12 protein-coding genes are annotated in these 13,402 nt (G+C 46.7%); 7 read left to right on the forward strand and 5 right to left on the reverse strand.

Features of this window, described 5'->3' with window-relative positions; all coding sequences use genetic code 11:
• Positions 1-105 precede the first annotated feature (105 nt).
• From TOI97_RS06820 to TOI97_RS06830, 3 genes are all read right to left on the reverse strand, one after another.
• Complete coding sequence (locus TOI97_RS06820) at positions 106-261, reverse strand: zinc ribbon domain-containing protein (RefSeq protein ID WP_321553372.1); 156 nt, start codon at positions 259-261, stop codon at positions 106-108.
• Positions 219-617 (reverse strand): transposase, encoded by a 399-nt coding sequence (locus TOI97_RS06825; RefSeq protein WP_321553373.1) that lies wholly within the window; start codon positions 615-617, stop codon positions 219-221. The genes TOI97_RS06820 and TOI97_RS06825 overlap by 43 nt, the downstream gene beginning before the upstream one ends.
• A gap of 176 nt (positions 618-793) precedes the next feature.
• On the reverse strand, positions 794-919 hold the full coding sequence (locus TOI97_RS06830) for a hypothetical protein (protein ID WP_321553374.1): 126 nt from the start codon (positions 917-919) through the stop codon (positions 794-796).
• 319 nt (positions 920-1,238) lie between these two features.
• On the opposite strand from TOI97_RS06830, the gene TOI97_RS06835 reads away from it, so the two are divergent.
• Entirely contained in the window at positions 1,239-3,149 is a 1,911-nt protein-coding gene (locus tag TOI97_RS06835; RefSeq protein ID WP_321553375.1) for a DNA topoisomerase III, read from the forward strand.
• A 113-nt stretch (positions 3,150-3,262) separates the two neighbouring features.
• Here the strand turns inward: TOI97_RS06835 and TOI97_RS06840 are convergent, their stop codons facing one another.
• Positions 3,263-4,318, reverse strand: a complete 1,056-nt coding sequence (locus tag TOI97_RS06840; RefSeq protein ID WP_321553376.1) for an AI-2E family transporter — start codon at positions 4,316-4,318, stop codon at positions 3,263-3,265.
• An 80-nt stretch (positions 4,319-4,398) separates the two neighbouring features.
• Positions 4,399-5,463, reverse strand: coding sequence for an RNA-guided endonuclease InsQ/TnpB family protein (locus tag TOI97_RS06845; protein ID WP_321553377.1), 1,065 nt, complete (start codon positions 5,461-5,463; stop codon positions 4,399-4,401).
• Positions 5,464-6,052: 589 nt separating this feature from the next.
• Here TOI97_RS06845 and TOI97_RS06850 point away from each other — a divergent pair.
• The 6 genes from TOI97_RS06850 (at position 6,053) to TOI97_RS06875 (ending at position 13,356) form a co-directional block, all read left to right on the forward strand.
• Positions 6,053-8,272: a primosomal protein N' gene (locus TOI97_RS06850; protein WP_321553378.1), complete on the forward strand. Its 2,220-nt coding sequence runs from the start codon at positions 6,053-6,055 to the stop codon at positions 8,270-8,272.
• A 102-nt stretch (positions 8,273-8,374) separates the two neighbouring features.
• A complete protein-coding gene (argS, locus tag TOI97_RS06855) occupies positions 8,375-10,117 on the forward strand; it encodes an arginine--tRNA ligase (protein ID WP_321553379.1) in 1,743 nt (580 codons plus the stop codon).
• A gap of 1 nt (position 10,118) precedes the next feature.
• Positions 10,119-10,784 (forward strand): SPOR domain-containing protein, encoded by a 666-nt coding sequence (locus TOI97_RS06860; RefSeq protein WP_321553380.1) that lies wholly within the window; start codon positions 10,119-10,121, stop codon positions 10,782-10,784.
• Positions 10,785-11,037: 253 nt separating this feature from the next.
• Positions 11,038-11,568, forward strand: a complete 531-nt coding sequence (gene hslV / locus TOI97_RS06865) for an ATP-dependent protease subunit HslV (protein WP_321553381.1) — start codon at positions 11,038-11,040, stop codon at positions 11,566-11,568.
• A gap of 20 nt (positions 11,569-11,588) precedes the next feature.
• A complete protein-coding gene (hslU, locus tag TOI97_RS06870) occupies positions 11,589-12,926 on the forward strand; it encodes an ATP-dependent protease ATPase subunit HslU (RefSeq protein ID WP_321553382.1) in 1,338 nt (445 codons plus the stop codon).
• Between the two features lie 58 nt (positions 12,927-12,984).
• On the forward strand, positions 12,985-13,356 hold the full coding sequence (locus TOI97_RS06875; protein WP_321553383.1) for a DUF971 domain-containing protein: 372 nt from the start codon (positions 12,985-12,987) through the stop codon (positions 13,354-13,356).
• Positions 13,357-13,402: the final 46 nt, after the last annotated feature.

A 13,402-nucleotide genomic window follows, 5' to 3' on the forward strand; every position in this document is an offset into this window, starting at 1 on the left:
TCCTCATTCAATAAAGATACTGTGTTTATTCATACCATGAGGCACAGCTTTACGCCAACGACATCACACTGACTCTTAAAATCTAACTTTGACATCCTCCCCGACCTAAAGGACGGGGATTCCTACTGCTAGACGACCATGCCCGGCCGCGAGAATGTTCCGTGCCGCGTTGATATCGCGATCGTGGATGACACCACAGCCACTGCACGTCCATTCTCTTATTCCAAGTCCTGCGATACCTTTCGGCCTCGATTCGGGCAAACTGCCACAACTCGAACAGGTTTGAGTGGTGTATGCCTCGTCAATTTCCTTAAAACAATGCCTGCGTGAGCGCATTTATAGTCCAGCATTGTTTTTAATTGCCCCCAGCCAGCATCCAGCACTAACTTGGCCATCGTGGTTTTAACGCGTTTTAAGCTACTGACATTGCCCGCATAGATTTCACCGCAGCGATTGACTAGCTTACGGCTGATCTTGTGCAGGGCATTTTTTCCACGGTTAGCGATTTTCGCATGAAGGGTTTTGACTTGGGTTTTATTTCTGGCTCGTTGAGCGATGGCCAACTTTTCCTCAAGGCCACGATAGAAGCGGCCCGCTTCCAGCTTGGTGCCGTCCAAGCAGGTGGCAATGTCTGTTAAACCAAGGATTTCCCCACTGCGCCGCAGCTGTATTAACGGGAATCCAACCTAGCGCCACCTGATTTGCGCCAGTTCAGCCGCACCTTCTTAAACTGCTTACGGCGCGTGACATACTCACCTGCAATGCACTGTAAGGTCTGACTGTACAAGCCCAGCTATTTACCCACGCCCTTAGTGTAGGGATGCATATCAAAAGCAGACAAAAACACACCTCGCTCTTTAATCGAGCGTTGACTTAATTCATTAACAAAGTTCCAAACGAAATTAACGCTGCGAGCCATGCAGTTTAGCAGGGGCACATACCTGTCTCGGACTCGAACTTTTAATGTTTTAGTGTTTTAGTGTTTTAGTGTTTTAGTGTTTTAGTGTTTTAGTGTTTTAGTGTTTTAGTGTGCTTTATCATACTGTATACAATACCAGCACCAACCTATACTACAAAGAATTTAGCGTGTTTGTTTAGGGGTTAAGGGACAGCTTACGCAGCCCTCGCTATCCATCCCCGCACTAAAAGTACGAGGTCTTACGCGATTTTGATAAAAACTCACCAATCAATATACTGGTTTGTTTAAGTCTCATGCTGTCATTCAGATGGAAAGCTAAGTGATCGTCTATATAGCGGAAAAGCCCAGTGTCGGCCGTGCTGTTGCCGCGGTCTTACCTAAACCCCATCGCTCAGGTGATGGTTTTATTACTCTGGCAAACGGTGATGTGGTGACTTGGTGCATTGGCCATTTACTGGAGCAAGCTGAGCCCGACGCCTATGACCCCGAGTATAAAAAGTGGCGTAAAGAGCATTTACCCATAGTGCCTAAGCAATGGCAATATCAGATAAAACCAGCCACGCGCAAGCAATTAAATGTAGTGAAAAAACTGATTAAACAAGCCGATGTTTTAGTCAACATGGGTGATCCCGACCGCGTTGGCCAGATCTTAGTCGATGAAGTAATCAACTACAGCGGTGTATCTAAAGCTAAGCGTATGGCAACTCAGCGCTGCCTGATTAGCGATATGAACCCCGATGCTATCAAGCGCTCTTTAAAAGACATGCGCCGCAATAGTGATTTTATTCCCTTAGCCACTTCAGCATTAGCCCGCGCCCGCGCGGATTGGTTATATGGTATCAATATGACTCGACTCTGCACCCTGCAAGGCCAAGCCTCAGGTTACCAAGGTGTATTATCTATCGGTCGAGTGCAAACACCTATTCTCGGCCTAGTTGTACATCGCGATCTAGAAATTGAAAATTTTGTCAGTCAGCCTTTTTATGAAGTTTTTATTGAACTGACTACAGCCCAAAATCAAACTTATACTGCCAAATGGAAACCTAGCGCTGCTTGCGAACCTTATATGGATGAAGATGGACGGGTTCTTTTGAAGAAATTGGCTGAAACAGTTCTCAGTAAAGTACTCAATCAGCCCGGTACAGTTCTAGCGGTGAATCACAGCCTGAAAAAACAAACACCACCATTGCCTTACAATTTATCCACCCTACAGATTGACGCTTCGAAACGCTTTAATTTTAACGCTCAAAAAACCCTCGATATTTGCCAAAAACTCTATGAAACACACAAATTAATTACCTATCCACGCTCCGACTGCCGTTACCTGCCAAAAGGCCATTACTCCGATAAACACTCGGTAACCCAAGCTATCAGTGCGACCAGTACAATTTTAGCTACGGCTGTACAACACGCAGATTTATCACTGCAATCAAAAGCTTGGAATGATAGTAAAGTCGGTGCTCATCACGCTATTATCCCCACCAGCCGCAATCTAACTGGCAGCCGTTTAACCAGCGATGAACACAAGATCTACGAATTAGTAGCACGCCAATACATCATGCAGTTTTATCCGCCTTTCACCTACCAAGAAAGGCATATTGATACCCAAGTAGCCGGCGGCCTATTTATCAACCGGCAAAAAGAAATAATCAGCCAAGGTTGGAAAGCACTATTACCGACACGCAAAAGCAAAGAAGAAGATCCGGCATTCTCGGCGACTACATTGCCTGCTGTGAACCAAGGCGAGCAGGTGCAATGCACCAACGGTGATTTAGATGAAAAGCAAACCACTCCGCCCAAACATTTCACCGATGCCTCTTTACTCTCGGCCATGACCGGAATTGCCCGCTACGTCTCTAACCCTGAGATTAAAAAAGTACTACGTGAAACTGATGGGCTCGGCACCGAGGCTACCCGTGCAGGGATTATTGAGTTGTTGTTTAAACGTGGTTTTCTACATAAAAAGGGTAAAGAAATTCACGCGACAGATGTTGGTCGACGACTTATTTTGGCGTTACCGGAGTTGATGGTACGACCCGACATGACCGCGCAATGGGAGTCACAACTGGAAGCCATTGCAGAAAAACGTATCAGCTATAACCAGTTTATGGCGCCGATGTTGGATGAACTGCATAGACTTATTAAGCAAGTGAGTCAAATTCGCTTCAACGGTTTACAATGCCAAGGCCAGCGCCCACAGCGCCGCCGAACCCAACATAAAAAATACTAGGAGCCAAGCGCTCCTCTTAACCCTTCACCTAATTGAGCTTGGCATCCTCCTACACCCGCTTCATTGCAAAGGAAACTCCGTGATTAGGTGTTGCTGAGTCATACCTCCAAGAATCAGTCCTGCGTCACCTCAGCGTCTTCACTGACCTCTCCGGACAATAAAATAGCAATCCATTTGCCATCTTGTGAGTTCTCTAAGCCAATTTTAATAACCATGGTTAAGAGCACAGACAACAGCATCCCGACACTGCCTAGTAACCAACCCCAAAATACCAAAGACAAAAACACCACCAAGGTTGACAGCCCTAAGCCACGCCCTAAATAACGCGGCTCAATCAAATTCGCAATGATAGTATTAATGGCTAAATAACCTAAACCGATAAAGCCAGCAGGTGCTAAACCAAACTGCAGCGCCGCCAATAAAATAGCGGGGATTGCAGCAATAATTGAGCCAATATTCGGAATATAGTTAAGTAGAAAAGCTAAAACGCCCCACAACAAATAGAAATCTAAACCTGCTGCCCACAGCATCACAGTTACACAAAACCCTGTTGCCACACTCACCAGAGTTTTAATGGCTAGATAGTTATTAACCGAAGATAAAAAGCGCTCTATTTGTTGCATTTTAATGTCCGGCTCATCTAAAGCCAGATAAACCTTTTGACGCAAAGAAGAGGCCTCAAATAACATAAAAACCACAGTAATAATTACTAAAAACAGGTTTTTCATCACGTCGCCTAAGCTGCTTAGGGTCTCGGCCACTAAGCGCATAGCCACACCTGGGTTAAAATATTCCGTTATTAAGTCTCGAGAAACAACAATATTAAACTCTGCTAAACGGTCAACAACCCAAGTGATCTCCCCTCTGAGCTGCTCAAGGTAGCCCGGCAAAAGCTGTGACATCTCGAGTAAAGATCGCCCCACTAACCCTACTAAGTAAACAGCGCACGTCACTATCACTAACACCACGCCTAAAATAGCTAACGGCTTAGGCACCTTAAAACGTTCAATCTTTTTAACCAATGGATGACATACGATCGCGATAAATAACGACAGCAAAAATGGCACCAAAATATTCGCTGCGATTTTCAGCCCTGCTAAAACAACAAATAATGCTGCAACGATTAACAGCGCCTTTAAAATTCCACTTTTATAATCGATTGATGGCATAAAAAATCTATAACTCTTCGGTCTGATGTATTTAAGCTGTTGATATAGTCAGTGAAAGCGGAATTGACATCCTCCCCGACCTAAAGGACGGGGATTCCTACTGCTAGACGACCATGCCCAGCCGCGAGAATGTTACGTACCGCGTTGATATCGCGATCGTGGGTGACACCACACCCACTGCACGTCCATTCTCTTATTCCAAGTCCTGCGATACCTTTCGGCCTCGACTCGGGCAAACAGCCACAATCCGAACAGGTTTGGGTGATGTATGCCTCGTCAATTTCCTTAAAAACAATGCCTGCGTGAGCGCATTTATAGTCCAGCATTGTTTTTAATTGACCCCAGCCAGCGTCCAGCACTGACTTGGCCATCGTGGTTTTAACGAGTTTTAAGCTACTGACATTACCGACATAGATTTCACCGCAGCGGTTGACCAGCGTACGGCTGAACTTGCGCAATGCGTCTTTTCTACGGTTAGCGATTTTCGCATGAATGGTTTTGACTTGGGTTTTATTTCTGGCTCGTTGCGCTATGGCTAATTTTTCCTCAAGGCCACGGTAGAAGCGGCCCGCTTCCAGTTCTATGCCATCCGAGCAGGTGGCAGTGTCGCTCAAACCCAGGTCAATACCGATACGGTCTTGGCCTTTGATTGGCTCGACCTCCACATCAACCACTACATTGAAGTACCAACGGCCACGGGCATCTTCGTTGAAGCTACTAGAGCGGAATCTATATTGGCTCAAACCGTAGCTATCCCACACTTTAAAATAGTGGCCGTTGTGGTAGACCTGACCATTTTTCCATTGCGCCGCACCTGTATTGACGGGTATCCAGCCCAGTGAGCGACGTACACCGCCTGATTTGCGCCAGTTCAACCGCACCTTCTTAAACTGCTTGCTGCGTGTGACATACTCACCCGCGATGCACTGTAAGGTTTGGCTGTGCAGCCCAAGCTCTTTACCTGCGCCCTTTGTGTAGGGATGCATATCAAAAGCAGACAAAAACACACCACGCTCTTTAATCGAGCGTTGACTTAATTCATTAACAAAGTTCCAAACGAAATTGACGCTGCGAGCCATGCGGTTCAGCAAGGGCACATGCCTGTCTCGGACACGGACTTTTAATGTTTTGGTGTACCTTATCATGCTGTATACAATACCAGTATCAACCTATACTGCAAAGACTATAGCAGTCTGTTTAAGGGGTTAAGGGGTTAAGGGGTTAAGGGGTTAAGGGGCTGCTTACGCAGCCCTCGCTATCCATCCCTGCACTAAAAGTACGAGGTCTTACGCGATTTTGATAACAATGAGCACCAACTCCGTTCAAAGCAAAGGTCATAGTATCTGGCTAGCCACTGAAATGGCAGAACAGTTTTACCAATACCTAGCAACGACTTTCATATTGAGCCCTTAAGGTATGTTACCTCTTACATAAAGCGCTCATAATTAACGCCTTACAAACAGCCAGCCAAACTGTACAACTAACAACTCGTGCAACTCCAAATACATTCAATCATGAACAGATACTCCGTTGCTGCTCAAAAAAACCGCTACAAGCACTTGCAATGCAACACAATCTCTATTTTATCTAGCCATGATTATCGCTTACATGGCCAAACAAACCTTGCGCGCTTAATCAAAACCGAAGGAAGCTCACAAGCAAAGACCGCCCATAGCAAAAGCAACGCTCCAGTTAATACGCTAAGATAACGCCATCAACCTTTGGGGTATAGGTGTGACTGAACGCTATTTACGTATCGCTTTACCATCGCCACTGCGCCGACTCTTTGACTATCGTGCACCGGCGCAAATTCCAGAGTCTGCCTGGCAGCCCGGCGTACGTGTGCGCGTACCTTTTGGTCGTCGCGAAATGATTGGAATTTTAGTTGAGACAGCAACCACCACCAATGTGCCTACGGATAAACTTAAAGATGCATTAGAACTACTCGATAGCCAACCGCTCTTGCCGGATGACATCATGCGTCTATGCTTGTGGGCTGCGCAGTACTATCAGCATAGCTTAGGCGATACCTTTAGTTGGGCTTTACCGACTTTACTGCGCCAAGGTGAACCTGCTGAAGCACGCCAGAAAAAAATATGGCAGGCTAAACGACCACTGAATTTAGAAGACTCTTTATTAATTCGAGCACCGCGGCAGCTCGCAGCAATAAAAGTATTAGCTCAACATAGCCAAGGAATTGCCCATGAACGCCTAGAGCAATTTGGCATCAGTAAAGACAGCGTCACGGCTTTATTAAAAAAAGGGCTCGTCACCCAGCACCTTTTACAATTACAAGATACGCCACACAAAACACCCAGTCTGGCACAACCAGAACTGCCCCTTAATGATGAGCAGCAAGCGGCATTCAATGCTATTCATGCCAATCAGAAAACTTTTAAAACTTACTTACTTGCTGGTATCACTGGCAGCGGTAAAACAGAAGTTTACTTACAACTGATCCGTGAAACTTTGGCAGCAGGTCAGCAGGTCTTGGTCTTGATCCCTGAAATCAATCTAGGCCCACAAACTCTAGAGCGTTTTACCAAGCGTTTTAATGCCCGTATTGCATTACTGCACTCTCATGTTAATGATCGTGAGCGTTTAGAGGCTTGGCTTGCTGCGCGCTCAGGTCATGCCGATATCATTATTGGTACCCGCTCCGCACTCTTTACCCCATTGCAACAACTGGGTCTGATTATTATTGATGAAGAGCACGACTCATCTTATAAACAACAAGAAGGTCTACGCTACCATGCACGGGATTTAGCCTTAGTCCGCGCACGCGCTGCCAATGTGCCGGTGGTGTTAGGCTCAGCCACACCTAGCTTAGAAAGCTTGCATAATGCCCATAGTGGGCGTTTTGCCTTATTACGCCTGAATAAACGTGCCGGCGGCGCAATCCAACCGAAATTTATTCGTCTAGATGTGCGCAGCTTACCTCTGGATTCCGGCATCAGCGCACCACTGCAAAAAGAGATTCGTAAAACCCTTGAAGCAGGCCAACAAGTTTTAGTTTTTCTTAATCGCCGTGGCTTTGCACCGGTCTTAATGTGCAACGATTGTGGTTGGATGAGCCAATGCTCACAGTGTGATGCTCGTCTAACCTTACATCAACGCTACAATGAATTACGCTGCCATCACTGCGGCCATGTTGAAATACGTCCACACCATTGCCCTAGCTGTAACAAAATTGATTTACGTCCAGTAGGTGCCGGTACCGAGCGCGCAGAAGAACGTCTACAAATTTTATTTCCCAATACGCCTGTGTTGCGTATTGACCGCGACAGTACTGCACGTAAGGGTTCAATGGATGCTTTATTAGGCACCATTAATAGTGGCGATCCTTGTATTATGATTGGCACGCAAATGCTAGCTAAAGGACACCACTTTCCCCGCGTCACCTTGGTAGCAATTTTAAATGCTGATGGTGGATTATTTTCTGCTGACTTTCGCGCTGGCGAGAAAATGGCACAATTAATTGTGCAAGTAGCAGGCCGCGCTGGACGCGCTGGCGATCCTGGGCGCGTTATTATTCAGAGTGAGCTCGCTGACCATCCTTTACTGGTACAGTTAAGTGAACAGGGTTATTTTGCCTTTGCCGAGCAAGCCTTAAATGAACGCTGCAGTACGGGGCTACCTCCTTTTAGTCATTTAGCTTTATTAAGGGCTGATGCCTTAAAGCCAGAACTGGCTGATATGTTCCTAGAGGATGCGTATAGCATTGCCGAGCAACTATTACAGCAGCTTAAAATTGAAGGTGTGGAGTTGCTAGGTCCAGTCTCCTCTCCTATGGAACGCCGCGCTGGTCGCTACCGAGCACAACTGTTATTACAAGCCAATAACCGAGCTCAACTCCATCGTTTGCTTACTCCTTTATGCAGTAATCTAGAAGTTCTACCTAGCGCACGGCAGAGCCGTTGGTCCATCGATGTCGACCCAATTGATTTATTTTAAACACCTTGACTCCCTTGCTGCTTGAAGCATTCGCTCAGGAAGTCGATAATAGACCATTTTACTCAGCACCTTTTCGCTGATTCGCCTTCGTTAAGAGAAATTATGAAAGACAGTATCCGCAATCTAATTCAGCTCGCAGTCAATCAACTTATCAGCGAAGGAATCCTTCCCGAAGATTTTGTAGCCAATATTCAAGTGGAGAACACGCGGGATAAATCCCACGGCGACTTCGCTAGCAATATCGCCATGATGTTGGCTAAGCCGGCCAAAATGAAGCCACGCGATTTAGCTGAACGACTCGTTAAGGCCCTGCCAGAAGATCCGCAAGTGCGCGAAGTGGCTATTGCTGGCCCAGGTTTTTTAAACTTTTTCCAAAATCACGACGCTTTAGCACAGCGTTTAGATGCAGCTTTAACCGACGCACAAGTTGGTGTTGCTCAGCAGCAGCCCGCTCAGCGTGTGGTGGTAGACTTATCTTCACCTAATTTAGCCAAAGAAATGCACGTTGGTCACTTACGCTCCACCATTATTGGTGATGCAGTGGCACGTGTTTTAGAGTTTTTAGGCCACGATGTGATCCGCCAAAATCACGTCGGCGACTGGGGCACTCAATTCGGTATGCTTTTAGCCTACCTCTTAGAAAATCCTAGCGCCACCGAAACTCAACTGTCAGACTTAGAAGCCTTTTACCGTGCTGCCAAGCAACGCTTTGATGAGTCCCCAGAGTTTGCTGAGCAGGCTCGCGGATTGGTAGTCAAATTACAGGCTGGCGATCCAGAATGCTTACGCCTGTGGCAACAGTTTAATAATGTTTCACTCAGCCACTGCCAAGAGCTGTACGACCGTTTAGGTGTCAAGCTCAGCATGGATGATGTCCGTGGTGAAAGCTCTTACAATGATGACTTGGCTCAGGTTGTAGCTGATCTCCGTGAGAAAAACTTATTGACTGAAGACGCCGGTGCTCAATGCGTCTTTTTAGATGAGTTTAAAAACAGCGAAGATAAAATTTTGCCAGTCATCGTACAAAAAGCTGACGGCGGCTACCTGTATTCCACCACTGACTTAGCTGCAATGCGCTACCGCAGCCAAACGCTCAAGGCAGACCGAGCGCTATACTTTGTTGACCAACGCCAAGCTTTACACTTTCAAATGGTCTTTGCCGTAGCTCGGCATGCCGACTTTGTTCACCCTGGAATGCAGCTAGAGCACATGGGTTTCGGCACCATGAATGGCCCTGATGGTCGCCCTTTCAAAACCCGTGATGGCGGTACAGTCAAGCTGGTAGATTTACTCAATGAGGCAGAGCAACGCGCTTATACTCTAGTTAAAGAAAAGAACCCTAAGCTCGAAGAAAGTGAACTACAAAAGATCGCCCAAGCGGTAGGTATTGGTGCGGTCAAATATGCAGATCTCAGCAAGCACCGTAGCAGCGATTACAGTTTTAACTTTGATCAAATGCTCAGCTTTGAAGGCAATACAGCGCCTTACCTACTGTATGCCTACACCCGTGTAGCAAGCGTTTTTAGACGCACCGACTTCACAATGAACTCTACGCTACCTGGTAAAATTCAGCTTACCAGCGAATCTGAACAAGTACTTGCCGCGAGCCTACAACGCTTTACTGAAGTACTTTACAATATTGCTGATAAAGGCACTCCCCACATCCTCTGTACCTACCTGTATGAGTTAGCTGGACAATTTTCAAGCTTCTATGAAAACTGCCCTATTTTATCAGCAGAAGATGAAGCGACCCGACACAGTCGTTTACGCCTTGCAGCCCTTACCGGCCGTACTTTAAAGCAAGGTCTCGAGCTGTTAGGGCTACAGACTTTGGAGCGCATGTAACATGGCTGCACGTAAAAAGGCAGCGCCAAAAAGGGGCGCAAGCCGCTATCAGACACCAGCTAAAAAGCCTATACATCCGCTAATCTGGGTCATTTCTGGCCTGATTATCGGTATTTTTGCGATGTCATTATTTCGCTTTGAACCCGGGCAGGAGACAATCAAGCGCGAACCAACTGTAACTGAAAAAAAACCTACGCCACAAACAAAGGAAGACACTGCGAATAAGCCTAAGTTTGAGTTTTACACCTTATTATCTGAGTCTGAAGTGATTGTTCCGCCGGAGGCGTTACCCGAAAAAACACCGCCACCACCGCCACCACCAACTAAGAAACAAGTGGATGAGGCAAAAAAAGCTGAGGCCGCTCGAGCGCAGGCAATTTTGGATGGCAAAACACCGCCACCTCCGCCACCCGCTAAAAAAGAAAGCAAAACTCAGTTTTACTTACAGGCTGGCTCTTTCCCTGAGCGCTCCAAGGCTGAAAGCGTACGTGCACAACTCTTACTCAGCGGTCAAAATGTTCACATTGAAGCAGGTCAAGTTGCAGATAAAACCTGGCACCGTGTACTGGTTGGCCCTTTTGTAAGTCGTGAACAGTTAGCTGTTGCGCAAAAACAATTGGCGGCTAACGGTTTTAACAATCTCTTACTACAACGTAAAAGTCGTTAACTTTTGCACCGCCATAGACTCTAAGTATGCCCACAGCATACTTAGAGTCTCCGTCCTGTCATGCTGTTATACCAAGCTCTCAAAACTGCATCACATATAGGGAATGACGCACGTATTCATTACTCCAGACACTTAAAGCGCCTCTATAGCATTATAAAATTCCTAGATTTCTAATAACCCCCTTGAACCCTGCACAATTCATCCCCATATCTTATTAATCAGGGCATTTGCCCATCAGCGTGGAGAATTTCCCTTGACCACAATTGTTTCAATTCGTCGCAACGGCAAAGTCGTAATGGGTGGTGACGGCCAAGTTTCCCTTGGCAATACTGTTATGAAAGGCAATGCTAAAAAAGTGCGTCGCCTCTATCATGGCCAAGTACTGGCAGGCTTTGCCGGTGCTACTGCTGACGCTTTTACTTTATTTGAGCGCTTCGAAGGTCAGCTGGAAAAACATCAAGGCCACTTAGTGCGCGCAGCCGTTGAGTTAGCCAAAGACTGGCGGACCGACCGCTCCTTAAGCCGCCTTGAAGCCATGTTGGCCGTAGCCAACAAAGATGCCTCTCTCATTATTACTGGTAATGGTGACGTTGTAGAACCTGAACACGGCCTGATCGCCATGGGTTCTGGCGGAGGTTTTGCTCAAGCAGCAGCCCTTGCCCTGTTAGAAAACAGCGACCTGTCGGCACGTGAAATCACAGAAAAAGCCTTGCATATTGCCGGTTCTATCTGTGTATTCACCAACCAAAACTTGACTATCGAAGAGCAGGATAGCGCCATTTAAGCGCACCTCGGAGACCCATAATGTCCATGACACCTCGTGAAATTGTGCATGAGCTCAACCGCCATATTGTTGGCCAAAATGATGCCAAACGTGCGGTTGCGATTGCCCTGCGCAACCGTTGGAGACGCATGCAGTTGTCCTCGGACCTGCGTAATGAAGTAACTCCAAAAAATATTTTAATGATTGGCCCAACCGGTGTCGGTAAAACTGAAATTGCCCGCCGCTTAGCCAAACTCGTGAATGCACCTTTTATTAAGGTTGAAGCAACTAAATTTACCGAAGTAGGCTATGTTGGTCGCGATGTTGAATCGATCATTCGTGATCTTGCCGATGCCGCAGTAAAAATGCTGCGCGAGCAAGAAATGAAAAGTATGCGTAATCGCGCTGAAGATGCTGCTGAGGAGCGTATCTTAGACGCCTTACTACCGCCGGCTCGCCAAGGCTTAGACGATACCGCAGAACGCACCGACTCGAGCACACGCCAACTGTTCCGTAAGCGCTTACGCGAGGGGCAGTTAGACGATAAAGAAATTGAAATCAATGTTGCTGAAGCGCCTGCTGGCGTAGAAATCATGACCCCACCGGGCATGGAAGAAATGACCAGCCAGCTACAAAGCCTCTTCTCAGGTTTAAGCAAAGGCAAAACCAAAAGCCGCAAGCTACGTGTTGCCGATGCCATGAAACTCATTCGTGATGAAGAAGCAGCAAAGCTGGTCAATGAAGAAGATATTAAAGTCCGCGCACTGGAAGCTGTTGAACAAAATGGTATTGTCTTCTTAGATGAAATTGACAAAATTTCCAAACGTGGCAATGCCGGTGGTGCAGATGTATCTCGTGAAGGCGTGCAACGTGATTTATTACCACTGATTGAAGGTTGCACTGTTAGTACTAAACTGGGCATGGTCAAAACAGACCACATTCTGTTTATCGCTTCTGGCGCGTTCCACCTGAGTAAACCCAGTGATTTAGTACCTGAACTACAAGGTCGCCTACCAATTCGCGTTGAACTGAAAGCCCTTACGCCTGATGACTTTAAGCGTATTCTCAGCGAGCCTGATGCTTCTCTCACTGAGCAATATGTTGCGCTTCTAGCCACTGAAGGCCTCAATGTAACCTTTACCGAAAGTGGTATTGAGCGTATTGCACAAATTGCTTGGCAAGTGAACGAAAAAACTGAAAATATCGGTGCTCGTCGCTTACATACGCTGCTTGAGCGCCTACTCGAAGAAGTGTCTTTTGATGCTGCTGAACTGGCTGAAAAGTACAGTAATAGAGCACTGGAAATTGACGCAGCCTATGTAGATCAACACCTCGGCGAACTGGCCGAAGATGAAGATCTGTCGCGCTATATTTTATAATCCGTTAGGCTTGTGCTGACACTCAAGTGTCGGCACATTCTATTCAAGTGAGAACAGCATGATTCCTACACGCATTAAACTCAACAAAAGCTCAAAAACTCTCGAATTGGGCTATGCTGACGGACAAACATTCTCATTACCAGCTGAGTTTTTACGTGTGCACTCCCCATCCGCAGAAGTGCAAGGTCATGGCAACCCGATACTTCAACACGGTAAAGCTAACGTAGCCCTCACCCACGTAGAAGCAGCAGGTCATTACGCCCTGAAACTCACCTTTGATGACGGTCATGACAGCGGTATTTATACTTGGACCTACCTACACCAGCTTGCAACTCAACAAGAGCAACTCTGGCAAACCTACTTAGATCAACTCCGTGCTGCGGGGCAATCACGCGACCCTAACGAATCTGTTGTACGCCTCATGCTCTGAACGAACCTTGAAAACACAAGCACAATTGACAGCTCTACACAGCAAA

Origin of the sequence: Denitrificimonas halotolerans (genome assembly GCF_034259425.1) — a bacterium.
Taxonomy (GTDB): domain Bacteria; phylum Pseudomonadota; class Gammaproteobacteria; order Pseudomonadales; family Pseudomonadaceae; genus Denitrificimonas; species Denitrificimonas halotolerans.